Below are 17,408 nucleotides of genomic sequence, written 5' to 3'. Positions count from 1 at the left end.
CATGCTGAGCCGCACAGCCGATCACCTGTTCTGGATGGCGCGCTACATGGAGCGCGCGGAGAATCTTGCGCGCATGCTCGACATCGACATGCAGGGCGCGCTGCTGCCGCAGACGCCCGAACAGGAAGCGCGCACGCAACGCTCGGTGCTGAAGATTTCGGAGCTGGAAGACAGGTTCGACGAGCGTCATCCCGGCTCGCGCTCGCGTGAGGACATGCTGCATTTCATGGCCGCGGACGCGCGCAATCCGTCGAGCATCCTCTCGTGCCTGCAGGCGACGCGCGAAAACGCGCGGGCGGTGCGCGGCACGCTCACGACGGACGGCTGGGAGACGATCAACTTCACGTGGCTCGAATTCAATCAGCGGCTCGCGAACAGCGAGCTCGAAACGAGCCCGGATGCGCTTTTTGAATGGGTCAAGTACCGCGCGAATCTATGCCGCGGCGTGATGCAGGGCACGGCGCTGCGCGACGACGCGTTCTTCTTCATGCAGCTCGGCGCGTATCTGGAGCGCGCGGACAATACGGCGCGCATTCTCGACGTGCGCTTCGCCGATGCGACGCCGAACTCGCGCGAGGCCGCGCGTCAGCTCGAAGACTTTTATTACTGGACGTCGATTCTGAGTTCGGTGTCGGCGCTGGAGATCTATCGCAAGGTGTATCGCGATGTGGTGACGCCCACGCGCGTCGTCGAGTTGCTGATTCTCAACGAGCAGATGCCGCGCTCGCTGATCGCATCGCTCGATGGCGTCTGCGAAACGCTCGCGAAGCTGCGCACGGATGCGTCGAAGGAATGCGAGCGCTTCGCGGGCAAGCTGCGCGCCGACGTGCTCTATGCCGACATCCGCCAGATTCTGGAAACGGGCGTGCACGCGTGGCTCACGCAATTTTTGAAGCGCGTCGACGAACTCGGCCTGCGCGTAATGCACACCTTCCTCATGTTGCCAATCGCGTGAATCATGCTGCTCACCATTCGCCACGACATTCGTTATCGCTACGCCGCGCGGGTCACGTATTCGATCCAGCAGTTTCGCGTGAGCCCGGCGAGCGGCGCATCGCAGATCGTGCGGCACTGGCACGTCGAAGCGCCGGACAAGCTCGACCTCACGCGCGACGCCTACGGCAACGCGCTGCACACGCTCGTGCTGACGAAGCCGCACAGCGAGCTGCACGTGAGTGTGACGGGCGAAGTGGAAACCGAAGCCCTCGCCGATGGCCGGCTCTTCGACGAAGCCGGTCCGATTCCGCTCGAGCATTTCACGTGCGCGACGCCGCTGACCGCGCCCGATGCTGCGATCCGCGAGCTTGTCGAACGTGTTCCATCGCTCGATACGGCGGCGTCGCTCGTCACGCTGATGGAGCGTATCGCGCAATGCGTGCGGTATCGCAACGAGTCGGCCGGAACGGCGGCGCGGGCCCTGGCGAACGGCTGCGGCGACGCGCGCGATATCGCGCATCTGATGCTCGCGTGCTGCCGTGCGCGAGGCGTGCCCGCGCGCTGCGTGAGCGGTTATCTCGATAGCGACGCGCACGCCTGGGCCGATGTGTGGATCGAACACGGCTGGGTGTCCGTGGACGCGACGCAGGCCGCGTTCGCGGGCGAGCGCCATTGCCGCCTCGCGGTGGCGCGGGATTACGAGGCGGCGGCGCCGGTGCGCGGCGCACGCGTGGGCGGCAAGGAGGAGACGCTGACGGTTCACATCGACATCGACGCCCGGGCGGATCAATGAAAGACCGGGCATGCGCATCGGGCATGCGACGGGCGGACGCGCTCAGTACAATGAGGGTTTGCTTGCTTCAGGAAGGATCGACATGACTTATTGCGTGGGCATGTGCGTGGACGAGGGCCTCGTGTTCCTGGCCGACACGCGCACCAACGCCGGCGTGGACCACGTGAGCGCCGCGCGCAAGATGGTTGTTTTCGAACAGCCGGGCGAGCGCGTGATCGTTCTGCTCGCGGCGGGCAATCTGGCGCTGACGCAGGCGGTGATGCACCTGTTCGCGGAGCCGTCCGATCCTCACGCGCCCACGCTCTACAGCGTCCCGACGATGGCGGAAGCCGCACGCATCGTCGGCGATGCGGTGCGCGAGGTGCATCGTCGCGATGCGTTGTCGCTCGCGGAATTCAGCGTCGACTTCAATTGCAGCTTCATTCTCGGCGGACAAATCTGCGGCCAGCCGCCGCGCATGTTCATGATCTACGCGGCGGGCAATTTCATCGAATCGACGCGCGTGTCGCCGTATTTTCAGATCGGCGAATCGAAGTACGGCAAGCCGATCATCGATCGCGTGATCACGCCGGCATCGCCGCTCGACGAAGCCGCCAAATGCGCGCTCATTTCGATGGATTCGACGTTGCGCTCGAATCTCTCGGTGGGCTTGCCGCTCGACCTGCTGGTCTACGAGAAGGACTCGCTGCGCGTGACGCGCTTCGCCACGCTCGACAACGACAGCGCGTACTACCAGATGATCAACAAGACCTGGGGCGAGCGTCTGCGGCAGCTTTTCGGCGAGATTCCGAACCCGTCGTGGACCGATCTCGACAACGTGCCGCTGCGCCCGCGCGATACGCGCAGCACGGTGCCGCGGCTCGTCATCGGCGATCTGCCGTGCCCGGACGCGCCCGCTCAGACGCTCGCCGAGGACATGAATCCGACCGGCAACGCGCCGCAGCAATAGGCGCGATTCAGCAGCGCGCATAAAAAAACAGCCATCGGCAAGCCGATGGCTGTTCAGGGTGCTGCTGTCCGAAAGACACGGCACTTGCGTGCCGCGCCAGCCGGTTGTTTTTAGAACTTGTGACGCACGCCCAGGATGACGATTTCCTGGTGGCTGCGGCCGCTTTCGAAGCCGTACGAACCGACCGAGGCTTGCGCCGAGTTGGTCGTGCCGTCTGCGTTACGCTGATCGCCGCTGGCGTGCTGGTAAGCAGCAATAGCGTAGAAGTCGGTGCGCTTCGACAGCGAGTAGTCCGCGCCCAGGCTGACCTGATGGTACGTCGCCGAGGTGTCGCCGCCTGCCTTCGAGTACGTATAGCCCAGACCCGTCAACAGAGCCGGCGTGACCTGGAAGTTCACGAAGCCGTTGCCGACGTTGAAGTGTTCCGAGCCTTGGAGCGACGAGCCGTCCGTCTTGTATTGCACGTTGCTGTACGAGCCGCCGAACGTGAACGCACCGAGCGAGTACTGGATCGCGCCGCGCGCGATGCCGATCGCGGAAGCCGTCGAGTAGGCAGCGTTGATCGGGCTGTTGAACAGCGAGTCCGACGACGGGCTGTTCCAGCCGTTGCCCGTCGTGAGACGGCCAGCAGTCGGGTTGTTCGCGTAGAAGTAGCCGCCTGCGACTGCCAGCGGGCCGTTGTTGTACGTCGCGGCAGCCGACCACGTCTGACCTTGGCCGGTCGTGCCAGCCAGGTTGCTGAAGCCATACAGGCCTTCGACCTGGAAGCCGGCGAAGTTCGGCGAAACGTACTTGACGGCGTTCGACACGCGCAGCGAGTTGTCGTAGTTGTCGACGTCACCCGGCGTCGCAACGATCGCGCCCCAGTAGTTGTCAGCCGTGATGCCCTGAACCATGTCGACGAGCGGGTCGTATTGGCGACCCAGCGTGACCGTGCCCCACTGGTTGCCCGACAGACCGACGAACGCCTGACGGCCGAATTCGCGGCCGCCCTGGTTGAGACGACCGGTGCCGACGTCAAAGCCGTTTTCCAACTGGAAGATCGCCTTCAGGCCACCGCCCAGGTCTTCCTGACCCTTCAAGCCCCAACGGTCGCCAGACAGGTTGCCGTTGATCATGCCGAAGAGCTTGTCGCCGTTTGCGTTGGCATGGCTAACGTAGCCGAGGCCTGCGTCGATCACGCCATACAGCGTCACGCTCGTTTGTGCCTGTGCCGCGCCAGCTGCGCCGAGCAGGGCCAGCGAGAGGGACGTCAGTGCGAATCGTTTCATCGAATTCTCCACGCGAATGATTAAAATCGTTGTTGCCGGCGCAGAGAATAACGCAACGTTTCGTAACTTTAGAAATGGAAAATAAAGACTGTCTCGAAAAACACACACTTGGTGTGGATGCCCGCCTAGCAAGGTTTTCCGGCAGGCCGGCGGCGAATTTTGGGAGACAAGACGGGTTTTGAAAAGTTCCGCGCAAAAGCGAAATTCGAAAGGTGCGTTGCCGCACCGTAATCCGATTACCGTCGATTCAAATAACAAACGGTGTTTTCCGCGCGCGATTTTTCATTTTCGGCGGACAGCGGCGAAAGCCCGCGAAACTCAGCCTCACTCATTTTTATTCAGCTTCGTGAAATCGAATCGTCGTCGTGACGGGCGCCATTGCGGCGCGAAAGAAGGGCGACCGCCATGCCCGCGCTCGCCGCGAGCAGCACCGCACGCCACGGATGCCGCCGCACCACGGCGTTCGCGTGCGATGCCTTGCGGCTCGCGCCCACCATCGCGATCGCGGTGGCGCGCGTGGCCGTCGATTCCGCCCGCGCGAGCTTGCGCGACAACTCCAGCGCCCGCGCCACGGCCGACACCTTCTTGCGCGCCTGCCCCGTCAACTGCTGCGCGCGCTGCGCCCGCTCACCGATCGCGCGGCGCGCGCTCGCGGCGACCGGTGCGTCCGGGCGCGTGCCGGCGGGCGTGACCGGCGCGACGGTGGATGCCGCGGCGGCCTGCACCGGTACGGCGGTGCGCGTCGATGCCGCCAGCAGCGAGCCGATTTTCGCGCGGCTTCCCGGCGGTACGCGGCCATTGTTCTGCTGGCCCCACGCGCCGCGCGGATCGTGCATCCGCGCGCGCGCCGCTGAAAATTCCGCGCCGAGCAGCAGCACGGCGGCGGAGAAATACAGCCACATGAGCAGCACCGCGAGCGATCCCGCCGCGCCGAACGCACTCGCAGTGCCCGCGTGCGTCAGATACAGCGCGAAGAGTTTTTTCCCGGCCGAAAACAGCAGCGCGGCGACGAGCCCGCCGACGAGCGCATCGCGCCATTGCACGGGCGCATCGGGCAGAAACTTCAGCAGCGCGCCGAATGCGACCGTGAGAATCGCGAGTCCGACCACGAGCTGCACGACATCGCCGACGATCACGAACGGTGAATCTGCCCACAGCCACATGCCGATCGCCTGAATCGCGGTATCGAGCACGAGGGAGACGATCAGCAGGAACGCGACGCCGAGCACGAGCCCGAACGAGATGAGCCGCACGCGCACCATCGTCATGATGCTGGAGCGCGCGTCTCCGGATATCGGCCAGACGATGTTGAGCGCGGTATTGAGCGATGAAAACGTCGCCGACGCGCCGACCGCCAGCAGCACGAAGGAAATGATCGCGGCGAGGCCCGTGCCGCTGCTGCGATGCGCGTTCTCGACGATGCTTTGCACGCCCGCCGCCGCCTGATCGCCGATGAGTCCGTTCACCTGATGAAACAACTGCCCGCGCGCGGCTTCCGGTCCGAAGATCCAGCCCGCGACGGCGATCACCATGACGAGCGTCGGCGCGAGCGAGAACGCCGAGTAGAACGCGATGCTCGCGGCCATCGCGGCGCAGCGGTTTTCCGAGAACTGCTTGAGCGCGCCGAGCGCCCACGAAGCGTCTTTCTTCACGACCGCTTCCATCTTCTGCGTTGACACGGAACTCATGACGGCCTCTCGGGTTCGATGAATGGAGCGTGAATGCCCCGCAGTGTGCATGCGTTCGAGCACGTTCCATTCCAGATAGGCATCGGGCGCGGGGTTTGCTAAATCGACGCCGCATGATTTGCGACTGGAGGAAAGGCGCATCCGTGCAAATCCGGTTGCAATCTGTCTGTCGTGTTTCATCGAGCACCATATACTTTAAGCACCCCACCTAGACGCGCCGAGGGCAATCATGCTCCAAATGTCACGGCGACAGTTCCTCAAGGTTTCCGCGAGCACGCTCGCCGGATCGAGCCTGGCGGCAATGGGCTTCTCTCCGGCACCGGCGCTCGCCGAAGTCCGGCAATACAAACTGTCGCGCACCACGGAAACGCGTAACACCTGCCCGTACTGCTCAGTCGGGTGCGGCATCCTGATGTACGGCCTCGGCGACAACGCGAAGAACGCCAAGGCGAGCATCATCCATATCGAGGGCGACCCGGACCATCCGGTCAATCGCGGCACGCTCTGTCCGAAAGGCGCATCGCTCATCGACTTCATTCATAGCCCGAGCCGGCTGCTGTATCCGGAATATCGCGCGCCGGGGTCGAGCGAGTGGAAGGAGATTGCGTGGGACGACGCGCTCGATCGCATCGCCGTGCTGATGAAGGAAGATCGCGACGCGAACTTCGTCGAGACCACGCAGGACGGCAAGAAGGTCAATCGCTGGCTGACCACGGGTTTTCTGGCGGCGTCGGCGGGCAGCAACGAGGTCGGCTATCTGACGCACAAGACGGTCCGCAGTTTAGGGATGCTCGCATTCGACAATCAGGCGCGTGTCTGACATGGCCCGACGGTGGCAGGTCTTGCCCCGACGTTTGGCCGTGGCGCGATGACGAACCATTGGGTCGACATCAAGAACGCGGACGTGATTCTCGTGATGGGCGGCAATGCAGCCGAGGCACATCCGTGCGGCTTCAAGTGGGTGACGGAAGCGAAGGCGCATCGGAAAGCGCGGCTCATCGTCGTGGACCCGCGCTTCACGCGCACGGCATCGGTCGCGGATTTCTACGCGCCGATACGCACCGGCACGGACATCGCGTTCCTGGGCGGCATCATCAATTATCTGCTTACGAACGACAAGATCCAGCACGAGTACGTGAAGAACTACACGGACATGTCGTTCATCGTGCGCGAAGATTTCGCGTTCAAGGACGGCGTGTTCTCGGGCTATGACGCCGAGCATCGCAAGTACGACAAGTCGAGCTGGGATTACGCACGCGGCGAAGACGGCTATGTCAGGACCGATCCGACGCTGCAGGACCCGCGCTGCGTCTACAACCTTCTGAAGCAGCATTACGCCGCCTATACGCCGGAGATGGTGACGAAGGTCTGCGGCACGCCGACCGACAAGTTCCTGAAGGTCTGCGAGATGCTCGCATCGACCGCCACGCCGAATCGCGCGGGCACGATCCTCTATGCGCTCGGCTGGACGCATCACTCGGTCGGCGCGCAGATGATCCGCACGGGCGCGATGGTGCAACTTCTGCTCGGCAACATCGGCATCGCGGGCGGCGGCATGAACGCGCTGCGCGGGCATTCGAACATCCAGGGTCTGACGGATCTCGGTTTGATGTCGAATCTGCTGACCGGCTACATGACCCTGCCGATGGAAGGCGAACAGGACTACGACGAGTACATCAAGAAGCGCGCGTCGCAGCCGCTGCGGCCGAATCAATTGAGCTACTGGAAGAACTATCGCGCGTTCTATGTGAGCTTCATGAAGTCGTGGTGGGGCGACAACGCGAGCGCCGATAACAACTTCGGCTACGACTATCTGCCCAAGCTCGACAAGTCCTACGACATGCTGCAGGTGTTCGAGTTGATGGCCGCGGGCAAGATGAACGGCTATATCTGTCAGGGCTTCAATCCGCTCGCGGCCGCGCCGAACAAGGCGAAGATCGGGCTGGGACTGTCGAAGCTGAAGTGGCTCGTCATCATGGACCCGCTCGCCACCGAGACATCCGAGTTCTGGAAGAACCACGGCGAGTTCAACGATGTCGATTCATCGAAGATCCAGACCGAAGTCTTCCGCCTGCCGACGACCTGTTTCGCCGAGGAACGCGGCTCGCTCGTGAGTTCGTCGCGCGTGCTGCAATGGCACTGGCAGGGCGCGGCGGCGCCGGGTGCTGCGAAAAGCGATCTCGAGATCATGTCGGGATTGTGGCTGCGCATGAGAAAGGCGTATCAGGAGAAGGGCGGCAAGTATCCCGATCCGATCCTGAAGATGACGTGGCCCTACGCGGACCCGGAGAGCCCGACGCCCGAAGAGCTCGCGATGGAATACAACGGCCGCGCGCTCGCCGACGTCACCGACCCGACGGATCAGACGAAAGTGCTCGTCAAGCGCGGCGAGCAGTTGTCGAGCTTCGCACAGTTGCGCGACGACGGTTCGACGGCAAGCGGCTGCTGGATCTTCTGCGGCTCGTGGACGCAGAACGGTAACCAGATGGGCCGGCGCGACAACTCTGACCCGACGGGCATCGGCCAGACGCTCGGCTGGGCGTGGGCGTGGCCGGCGAACCGGCGCGTGCTGTACAACCGCGCATCGTGCGATGTGAACGGCAAGCCGTTCGATCCGTCGAGAAAGCTCGTCGCGTGGAACGGACGCGCATGGACGGGCTCGGACGTGCCCGACTTCAAGGTCGACGAGGCGCCGGACAAGGGCATGAGCCCGTTCATCATGAATCCGGAGGGCGTCGCGCGTTTCTTTGCACGCGACGGTATGAACGAAGGGCCGTTCCCGACGCACTACGAGCCGTTCGAGACGCCGCTCGGCCATAACCCGTTCTTCCCGGACAACAAGATGGCGACGAGCAATCCGGCCGCGCGCGTGTTTCCCGACGATCGCGCCGCGTTCGGCACCGCCGACAAGTTCCCGGACACGGCGACCACGTATCGCCTGACCGAGCACTTCCACTACTGGACCAAGCATGCGCGCCTGAACGCGATCGTGCAGCCGCAGCAGTTCGTGGAGATCGGCGAGGAGCATGCGAAGGAAGTGGGCGTCGTCGCGGGCGATCGCGTGAAGGTGTCGAGCAATCGCGGGCATATCGTCGCGGTGGCGCTCGTGACCAAGCGCATCAAGCCTTTGACCATAGAGGGCAAGAAGGTGCATACCGTCGGTCTGCCGCTGCACTGGGGCTTCAAGGGCCTCGCGCAGCCGGGCTATCTCGTCAACACACTCACGCCTTCCGTAGGCGACGGGAACTCGCAGACGCCGGAGTTCAAGTCGTTCCTCGTGAAGGTCGAGAAGGCATAGGGAGGACGAGATGGCTCTGCAATCGCTCGATATCAAGCGCCTTTCTGCGACGACCGTGCCGCAGACGCAGATACGCACGCCGGCGACGGGCGCGGTGGCGAAGCTCATCGACGTGTCGAAGTGCATCGGCTGCAAGGCGTGTCAGACGGCCTGCATGGAATGGAACGATCTGCGCGACGATATCGGTCACACGACTGGCATCTACGACAACCCGCGCGACCTGACGGAACATTCGTGGACGGTGATGCGCTTCACCGAATACGAGAACCCGAAGGGCGATCTCGAATGGCTGATCCGCAAGGACGGCTGTATGCATTGCGAGGACCCGGGCTGTCTGAAGGCGTGTCCCTCGCCGGGCGCGATCGTGCAATACACGAACGGCATCGTGGATTTTCACGAGGAGAACTGCATCGGCTGCGGATACTGCATCACCGGTTGCCCGTTCAACATTCCGCGTCTGTCGAAGGAAGATCATCGCGTGTACAAATGCACGTTGTGTTCGGATCGCGTCGCGGTCGGACAGGAACCCGCGTGCGTGAAGACGTGCCCGACCGGCGCGATCATGTTCGGCACCAAAGTGGACATGCAGCACCAGGCCGCGGAGCGCATCGTCGATCTGAAGGAGCGCGGTTTCGCCAATGCCGGTCTGTACGATCCGCAGGGCGTGGGCGGCACGCATGTGATGTACGTGCTGCATCATGCGGATCAGCCCGAGCTGTATCACGGTCTCGCGAAGGACCCGCACATCAGTCCGCTCGTGTCGATCTGGAAGGGCGTGACGAAACCGCTCGCGATGATCGGCATCGGCATTGCGGCGCTCGTGGGCTTCTTCCATTACACGCGTATCGGCCCGAACGAAGTCAGCGAGGAAGACGAAGTGGAAGCGCACCGCGAAGCGGAAGAGGTGCGTCGTCGCCGGGAAGGCGGACAGGAGCGTATCGATGAAACACGATAGCGAACTGCGTGACGTGAAGGGTCATCGTCTGATCGTGCGCTACACGCCGAACGAGCGCACGAATCACTGGATCACGGCGATCACGTTCGTGCTGCTGGCGCTCTCCGGGCTCGCGATGTTTCATCCGTCGATGTCATGGCTTTACGCGATATTCGGCGGCGGGCAGTGGACGCGCATCCTGCATCCGTTCGTCGGCTGCGTGATGTTCATCTCGTTCATGATCCTCGCGCTGCGCTTCTGGCATCACAACTATCTGGACAAGAGCGATGTCCAGTGGATGAAGCAGATGAACGACGTGCTCGCCAATCGCGAAGACCGCTTGCCGGCGATCGGCAAATACAACGCCGGGCAGAAGCTCGTTTTCTTCGTGATGTTCGTGAGCCTGATTCTGCTGTTGCTGAGCGGCATCGTGATGTGGCGCGCGTATTTCGCGTTCTACTTTCCGGTTACCGTGATTCGCCTGGCGTCGGTCGTGCATGCGGCGACAGCATTCGTGCTGATCCTGACGATCATCATCCACGTCTACGCGGGGCTATGGGTGAAAGGATCGATCGGTGCGATGGTGCGCGGCACGGTCACGTATGGATGGGCGCGCAAGCATCATCCGCGGTGGTTCAGGGATGTGATCGGGAAGTAGGGGTGATGGATATGAGAGGCTTTCGGGCCTGATTCGCCAATCCTCACCGGGCGAGAGAAAGCTCGTGACCTATTGTTCCCACATTGATCCATTCATCTACACCGTCAGGGGCCGGCGCATGCAAATCGCACTTCGCGATGAGTTCTTCCAAGGAATATTTCGGTCGCGTTGGTCTTAGAAGGATACCTTCGGGTCGTACATCTACGATCAACGCATCGCCGATCTGAAGTCGGGCCTTTTCAAGCAACGATTGTGGAAGGCAAAGCACTACGTGATCTTCAAAACTTTGAACAAATATTTTCATCTGCGTCATCTCCTTGGATCGACGCATTGGACAAGGAACTCAATGGTCAGGTTCGCGTCGTGCGCGGTAGGTTCAGATTGATCGATTCAGGCACGCAGCAATATGCTGATATATGCTTGATTGCCTCAGTATCGGTCATTGAAGCGGAGCGAATCAGTCCTGCGCTTGCATGACCTATTCACGCTCAGTCACCCCCCGCGAGGAACCTCCCGTGGTCCAACGCATAGTCGAAGCCGCGCGAATCGAATCGCTCGATCCATCGGCCATTCCGCGTCTGCGCAGCCCCGAGCGCGCAACGGTCTTCGCCGCGCGCGCCGCACGCCTTCTGCAACTCGCCGACGCGGGCAATCCCATCGCCGGTTATCTGCGCCTGATGGCCGCGCTCGCCGATGCGCAGCAGCGCGTGCTCGCCCGGTTCAGCGCGCCGATGCCCTCGCGCGAATCCATCGAGCTGAATCAGCGTCATTCGATGCCGATCATTCCCGCGCTAACCGATACGCGCGATCCCGCCTGGCGCGACGTGCTTTTCATGCTGCTCGACGGCATCGAGGCCGCGGGCGCGCTGACGCCCGCGCTCGCGCAACTCGTCGCCCGCCTGCGCGCCACCGACGCCGCCGCGCTCGACAATCAGGCCGACGCGATTCTCGCACTGCGCTTCGCGGAGATCGATCCGGCCGCGGCGCCGTTCATCGCGGCCGCGCTGCAGGTCGTGTGGACCGATCTCGCGAGCCGCATCGACACGAAGGACGTGCCCTATCTCGATGCGCCCGGCGTATGCCCCGTTTGCGGCTCGGTGCCGGTCGCGAGCATCGTGCGCGTGGGCGGCGCTTACGAAGGCTATCGCTATGCGCAATGCGGGCTGTGTGCGACGGAACTCCACGTCGTGCGCGCGAAGTGCACGAATTGCGACTCGACCAAAGGCATCGCGTATCACGCAATGGGCAGCGGTGACGAAAACGAGGGCGAGAAAGCCGCGACTGCGAAAAGCGCGCCGCTCAAGGCGGAGTCGTGCGACGAATGCGGCACGTATCGCAAGATCGGCTATCAGGACAAAGCCTACGATTTCGAGCCCTACGCGGATGACCTCGCGAGCCTCACGCTCGATCTCCTGATGGGCGATGCGGGCTATCGGCGCGCGGCGCCCAATCCGTGGCTGTGGCCCGAACAATCGGAAGAAGATCGATGAGCGACGTCACAGGAAACGACGGCGGCGAGCTGCGCGCATTGATGGCGCGCGTGCCATCGGTCGAGCGGGTTTTGGCATCGGCGGAATTCGAGCCGGTGATCGCCGCCTACGGACGCACGCAGACGCTCGACACCTTGCGCGCGACGCTCGATGCCTGGCGCGCCGATGCGCAAGCGGGCCGCGCATCCGTCGAAGCGTTGAGCGATGCGCGGCTCGCACAATCGGTCGGCGCAGGGCTCGCGAAGCGCACGCGAAGCAAGGTGCGCAGCGTCTTCAATCTGACGGGCACGGTGCTGCATACGAATCTCGGCCGCGCGCTGTTGCCCGACGAAGCCGTGAGCGCGGTCGCGGAGATGCTCACGCGCCCCGCCAATCTCGAGTTCGATCTCGACACCGGCGCGCGCGGCGATCGCGACGATCTCGTCAATGGCCTGATTTGCGAGCTGACGGGCGCGCAGGCGGCGACCATCGTGAACAACAACGCGGCGGCGGTTTTGCTGACGCTGTCGGCGCTCGCATCGCGCAAGGAAGTGATCGTGTCGCGCGGCGAACTGGTGGAGATCGGCGGCGCGTTCCGCATTCCCGACATCATGAGCCGAGCGGGCGCGAAGCTGCGCGAAGTCGGCACAACGAACCGCACGCATCTGAAAGACTATGACGAAGCGATCGGCCCGAAGACCGCGCTTCTGATGAAGGTCCATTGCAGCAACTACGCGGTGAGCGGCTTCACGAAGGAAGTGACGCTCGCCGAACTCGCGCTGCTCGCGAGGACGCGCGGCCTGCCCGTCGCGGTGGATCTCGGCAGCGGCACGCTCGTCGATCTCGCGCAATGGGGCCTGCCGCGCGAAGCGACGGTGCGCGAGACCGTCGCGGCGGGCGCGGATCTCGTCACCTTCAGCGGCGACAAGTTGCTCGGCGGCCCGCAGGCGGGCTTGATCGTCGGACGCAAGGATCTCATCGCGAAGATCAAGAAGCATCCGCTGAAGCGCGCGTTGCGCGTCGGCAAGCTGACGCTCGCGGCGCTCGAAGCGGTGCTGCGTCTCTATCGCACGCCGGAGACGCTGGCCGATCGGCTGACAACCTTGCGCCTGCTCACGCGTCCCGCCGATGCGATGCGCGTCGCTGCCGAGCGCATCGAGCCCGCGCTGCAACGCATGATCGGCGATAAGTTCACCGTGAGCGCCGAGCCGATGTTCAGCCAGATCGGCAGCGGCGCGTTGCCCGTCGATGTCCTGCCGAGCTATGGACTCGCCGTGCGCCTGTCGAGCGTCAAGCGCGCGGGCGGCGACCTGAACCGCATCGAGAAGCGGCTGCGCGACTTGCCGCGGCCGGTGCTCGGACGCATCGCGGATAACGCCTTGCGGCTCGATCTGCGCTGCCTCGAAGAAGCCGACGAAGCCGCGTTCATCGCGCAACTGGACGCACCCGAATGATCGTCGGCACGGCGGGTCACATCGATCACGGCAAGACGACGCTCGTGCGCGCGCTGTCGGGCGTCGACACGGATCGCCTGAAGGAAGAGAAGGCGCGCGGCATTTCCATCGAACTGGGCTACGCGTACGTGCCGTTGAGCGACGGCGGCGTGCTCGGCTTCATCGACGTGCCCGGCCACGAAAAACTCGTGCATACGATGACGGCGGGCGCGTGCGGCATCGACTTCGCGCTCGTCGTGATCGCCGCCGACGATGGCGTGATGCCGCAAACGCGCGAGCATCTCGCGATCCTCGAACTGCTCGGCGTGACGCGCGGCGCAGTCGCGGTGACGAAATGCGATCGCGTCGATGCGCAGCGCGTGCGTGACGTCCACGCCGAAATCGCGGCGCTGCTCGCGCAGGGTCCGCTGCGCGATGCGCCCCTGTTTGACACCGACGCCACGCGCGAAAGCGATGCGGGCGTCGTCGCACTGAACGCGCATTTGCACGATGCCGCGGCGCACTGGCGCACGCGCCGGGACGACGGTTTTTTCCGCCTCGCGGTCGACCGCGTGTTCACGCTGACCGGGCAGGGCACGATCGCGACGGGCACGGTGTTCGCGGGGCGCGCGAACGTCGGCGACATGCTCGCGCTCGCGCCGCGCGGGTCCGCAGGCGAGCCCGTGCGCGTGCGCAGCATTCACGCGCAGAATCGCGCGGCGCAGACGGGCCGCGCGGGCGAGCGTTGCGCGCTCAATCTCGCGGGCATCGACAAGGATGCGCTCGCGCGCGGCGACTGGATCGTCGATGCACGGCTTGCGCGCGCGTCCGAGCGGCTCGATGTCGAATTGAGCCTGCTGGCCGATGCGCAGTTGACGCTCACGCACTGGGCGCCGCTGCACGTGCATCTCGGCACGACGCATCGCGTGGCGCATGTCGCGCTGCTCGAAGCCGATACGCTCGATGCGGGCCACGCGGCGCGCGTGCAGCTCGTCTTCGAGTCGCCTGTTTGCGCGCTGCCCGGCGATCGCTTCATCGTGCGCAATGCGCAGGCGAACCGGACTGTCGGCGGCGGGCGCGTGCTCGATCCGTTCGCGCCCGCGCGACGCCGCCGCACGCCGCAGCGCCGCGCGTGGCTCGATGCACTCACGGACATGCTCGACACCGGCCGAGCCGATGCGCTGTTCGAGCAGGCGCCGTATGGCCTGCAACGCTCGCTGATCGAGCATCTGTGCGGCCGATCCTTGTCGCCCGAAGGCTTGCGCGCGGTATCGACGCACGACGACACGCTTTACATTGCAACGCGTCATTGGGATGCGATGAAAGCGCGTCTGACGGATGCGCTCGCCGCCTTTCACGAACGCTTTCCCGACGAACAAGGCCCCGACGCCGCGCGCCTTCGCCGCATGGCCGCGCCGCTCGCGCCGGATGCGTTGTGGCGCGCGCTCGTCGATGACGCGGTGGCGAGCGGATCGATCGCGAAGAGCGGGCCGTGGCTGCACAGGCCGTCGCATGCGGTGACGCTCGACGAAAAGGAAGAGGCGCTGGCTCGCGCGGTGCTGGCATCGCTCGAAGCGGGCCGCTTCGATCCGCCGTGGGTGCGCGATCTGGCGAACGCGCACGGCGTCGGCGAGGACGAGATGCGCAGGCTTTTGAAGAAGCTCGCGCGGCGCGGCGAGGTTTTTCAGGTCGTGCGCGATCTGTTTTACGCGCGCGCATCGATCGGCGCGCTTGCGCAACTCGTCGCGCAAGCGGCGGGCGCGCAGGGCGGTGCGATCGGCGCGGCCGCTTTCCGCGATGTCAGCGCGCTCGGCCGCAAACGCGCGATACAGATTTTGGAGTTCTTCGACCGCGTTGGGTACACTCGATTCCACCGCGACCTGCACCTCCTGCGCGCCGATAGCCGCTGGCACGAGTCCGTCTGACGATTGCGCGTCGTCCATGCGTTGCGCGCCTGCGCCTGCCGATCACGATGGAGCATTCCTACTTCCAGCTGTTGCACCTCTTGTCGGGCCACCCGGAGTGGGCGCTCGCGGTCGTCTTGCTCGCGTCGTTTCTCGAATCGGTCGCGTTCATCGGTACGTTCGTGCCCGGCAGCACGGCGATGTTCATCGCAGGCGCGCTCGTCGGCGCCGGTGCGCTGAATCTCGGCTGGGTGTTCGTCTGCGCGATCGCGGGCGCCATCGCCGGCGATGCCGCGAGCTTCTGGTTCGGCCAGCGCTACGCGGACAGAATCGCGCAGATGTGGCCGTTTCGCGCGCATCCCGGCGCGCTCGTCGCCGGCAAGAAATACTTCGATAAACACGGTGCGAAGAGTGTCGTGCTCGCGCGCTTCGTGGCGCCGATGCGCGCGGTCGTGCCGGTCGTCGCGGGCGTCACCGGCATGACGGCCACGCGCTTTCTCGTGGTCAATATCCTGAGCGCGCTCATCTGGGCGCCGACGCATATCCTGCCGGGCGTTGTGTTCGGCGCGTCGATCGAACTGGCGGGCGCGGTGTCGATCCGCCTCGTCGTGATCCTGATCATCGTCACCGCGATCGTCTGGGTCGTGTTCAATCTCACGCGCGTGATCGTGTCGCACGCGAGGCGCTGGACCATCGTGTCGCGCGAAAAGCTGCTCGCGTGGGCGCTGCGGGGCCGCGGCCTGCCCGCGCGGCTCGTGGCGCGCGCGCTCGATCCGGGCAATCCGGCGACGGGTCTCATCGTCGTCATTTCGGTGCTGCTGCTCGCGTCGGCGATCCTGTTCTTCTCGGTGCTCGCGAACGTCGCGCGCGGCGCGTCGATCGTGCAGGTGGATGTGTCGATCTACCGGCTGCTGCAATCGTTCCGTTCGACCTGGACCGATTCGATCCTCGATGCCGCCGGGACGCTCGGCAGCACGCAGACGCTGCTCGCGCTCGGCGCGATGGTCATCGTGTGGATGAGCTTCGAGCGGCGCTGGCGCACGGTCGCGTACTGGCTCGCGGCGATCGCGTTCTCGCAGTTGCTCGTCGTCGCGATCCGCTTCACGGCGCACGAGCCGCTCCTCGTTTCCTTCGCGCCGACGGAGCACGAATTCCCGAGCAGCCATGTCGCGGCGACCGTCGTGATTTACGGCTTTCTCGCGTTCATCCTGCTGCGGCGCGTCGGCATGCTGACCGGCGTGTTCGTCGCGACGGCGACATCGGCGATCGTCACGGCGGTCGGCCTCGCGGGGCTGTACTTCGGCCGCTTCACTATCTCCGATGCGCTCGGCAGCGCCGCGCTCGCCGCCGCGTGGGTTTTTCTGATCGCGCTCACCGCGGTCTGGCGCAATCCGGCCAAACCGAAGCCCCGGCCTTTGATGCCGGTTGCCGTGCTCGCCGTGATCTGCGCGAGCGTCGCGCTGCAATTGGTCGATGAAACCGAGGCTCACAGCGCGGTGCCGTCGACCATCGTCATCTCGCCGATTCAATGGACGGATTCGGTGTGGCGCACGTTTTCCTGCTACCGCTCGAGCATGGAAGGCGATCGCCGTGAGCCGATCACCGTGCAATGGGCCGCGACGCCCGTGCAGATTCGCGCGCAACTGAGCGCGCGCGGCTGGACCGAGGTATCGCATGTGAGCCTGAAAAGCGTGATGTCGGTGGTGTCGCCGAACGCGCCCGCCATCGAGCTGCCCGCGCTGCCGCGCCTGAACAACGGCGAGCCGTCGACGCTGGTGTTCGCGCGCTCGGCACACGGCGCCGACGAGCGCGACGTGCTGCGCTTCTGGCCGACGCATTACGCGGTGCGCGAGCGCGCGGGCGCGGCGCCTGCGCCGATCTGGCTCGGCTCGGTGGTGCACGAGCGCCTGCGGCGTCCGTCCTGGCCCTTCAACGTGCTGAGACCGGACAGGCGTGTCGATCCGATGGTCATCGATCACGGCGAGAGTTCGCCGTGGCGCGGCATCGAAATTGCGAGCAGCGCGGGGTGTGGGAGCGTGCCGGTGATGCTCGTCGAATCGAAACCCGAATGAAGC

14 protein-coding genes are annotated in these 17,408 nt (G+C 64.6%); 11 read left to right on the top strand and 3 right to left on the bottom strand.

Features of this window, described 5'->3' with window-relative positions:
- Position 1 precedes the first annotated feature (1 nt).
- The 3 genes from AWB74_RS20965 (at position 2) to AWB74_RS20955 (ending at position 2,678) form a co-directional block, all read left to right on the top strand.
- Positions 2–955: an alpha-E domain-containing protein gene (locus tag AWB74_RS20965; protein WP_061148647.1), complete on the top strand. Its 954-nt coding sequence runs from the start codon at positions 2–4 to the stop codon at positions 953–955.
- 3 nt (positions 956–958) lie between these two features.
- Complete coding sequence (locus tag AWB74_RS20960; protein ID WP_061148646.1) at positions 959–1,729, top strand: transglutaminase family protein; 771 nt, start codon at positions 959–961, stop codon at positions 1,727–1,729.
- Positions 1,730–1,811: 82 nt separating this feature from the next.
- Positions 1,812–2,678, top strand: a complete 867-nt coding sequence (locus AWB74_RS20955) for a proteasome-type protease (protein WP_061148685.1) — start codon at positions 1,812–1,814, stop codon at positions 2,676–2,678.
- A gap of 110 nt (positions 2,679–2,788) precedes the next feature.
- On the opposite strand, the gene AWB74_RS20950 is transcribed toward AWB74_RS20955, so the two are convergent.
- Together AWB74_RS20950 and AWB74_RS20945 are read right to left on the bottom strand one after the other, a co-directional pair.
- Positions 2,789–3,949, bottom strand: coding sequence for a porin (locus AWB74_RS20950; RefSeq protein WP_061148684.1), 1,161 nt, complete (start codon positions 3,947–3,949; stop codon positions 2,789–2,791).
- A gap of 338 nt (positions 3,950–4,287) precedes the next feature.
- A complete protein-coding gene (locus tag AWB74_RS20945) occupies positions 4,288–5,637 on the bottom strand; it encodes a YhjD/YihY/BrkB family envelope integrity protein (RefSeq protein ID WP_061148645.1) in 1,350 nt (449 codons plus the stop codon).
- 229 nt (positions 5,638–5,866) lie between these two features.
- On the opposite strand from AWB74_RS20945, the gene fdnG reads away from it, so the two are divergent.
- The 3 genes from fdnG to AWB74_RS20930 are packed head-to-tail and all read left to right on the top strand — an operon-like array spanning position 5,867 to position 10,527.
- A complete protein-coding gene (fdnG, locus tag AWB74_RS20940) occupies positions 5,867–8,935 on the top strand; it encodes a formate dehydrogenase-N subunit alpha (RefSeq protein WP_087039123.1) in 3,069 nt (1,022 codons plus the stop codon).
- A 10-nt stretch (positions 8,936–8,945) separates the two neighbouring features.
- On the top strand, positions 8,946–9,890 hold the full coding sequence (gene fdxH / locus AWB74_RS20935) for a formate dehydrogenase subunit beta (RefSeq protein WP_061148642.1): 945 nt from the start codon (positions 8,946–8,948) through the stop codon (positions 9,888–9,890).
- Positions 9,877–10,527, top strand: a complete 651-nt coding sequence (locus tag AWB74_RS20930) for a formate dehydrogenase subunit gamma (RefSeq protein WP_061148641.1) — start codon at positions 9,877–9,879, stop codon at positions 10,525–10,527. Before fdxH ends, AWB74_RS20930 begins: the two co-directional genes overlap by 14 nt.
- Positions 10,528–10,570: 43 nt before the next feature.
- Here the strand turns inward: AWB74_RS20930 and AWB74_RS45710 are convergent, their stop codons facing one another.
- The gene (locus AWB74_RS45710; RefSeq protein ID WP_143749287.1) at positions 10,571–10,831 is read right to left on the bottom strand and encodes an AbrB/MazE/SpoVT family DNA-binding domain-containing protein; all 261 of its coding nucleotides are present in this window, start codon (positions 10,829–10,831) and stop codon (positions 10,571–10,573) included.
- A gap of 26 nt (positions 10,832–10,857) precedes the next feature.
- Here AWB74_RS45710 and AWB74_RS46450 point away from each other — a divergent pair, with 26 nt between their 5' ends.
- Genes AWB74_RS46450 through AWB74_RS20910 form a run of 5 tightly spaced genes read left to right on the top strand, consistent with a single transcriptional unit; the run spans position 10,858 to position 17,405 of the window.
- Complete coding sequence (locus AWB74_RS46450; protein ID WP_160110291.1) at positions 10,858–11,004, top strand: hypothetical protein; 147 nt, start codon at positions 10,858–10,860, stop codon at positions 11,002–11,004.
- A 38-nt stretch (positions 11,005–11,042) separates the two neighbouring features.
- The gene (gene fdhE, locus AWB74_RS20925; protein ID WP_061148640.1) at positions 11,043–12,017 is read left to right on the top strand and encodes a formate dehydrogenase accessory protein FdhE; all 975 of its coding nucleotides are present in this window, start codon (positions 11,043–11,045) and stop codon (positions 12,015–12,017) included.
- Complete coding sequence (selA, locus tag AWB74_RS20920) at positions 12,014–13,450, top strand: L-seryl-tRNA(Sec) selenium transferase (RefSeq protein WP_061148639.1); 1,437 nt, start codon at positions 12,014–12,016, stop codon at positions 13,448–13,450. Before fdhE ends, selA begins: the two co-directional genes overlap by 4 nt.
- On the top strand, positions 13,447–15,354 hold the full coding sequence (selB, locus tag AWB74_RS20915; RefSeq protein WP_061148638.1) for a selenocysteine-specific translation elongation factor: 1,908 nt from the start codon (positions 13,447–13,449) through the stop codon (positions 15,352–15,354). Before selA ends, selB begins: the two co-directional genes overlap by 4 nt.
- A gap of 47 nt (positions 15,355–15,401) precedes the next feature.
- A complete protein-coding gene (locus tag AWB74_RS20910) occupies positions 15,402–17,405 on the top strand; it encodes a VTT domain-containing protein (RefSeq protein WP_061148637.1) in 2,004 nt (667 codons plus the stop codon).
- Positions 17,406–17,408: the final 3 nt, after the last annotated feature.

Source organism: Caballeronia arvi, from assembly GCF_001544695.2.
Classification (GTDB): Bacteria; Pseudomonadota; Gammaproteobacteria; order Burkholderiales; family Burkholderiaceae; genus Caballeronia; species Caballeronia arvi.
This window is presented reverse-complemented; position numbering and strand designations above follow the sequence as displayed.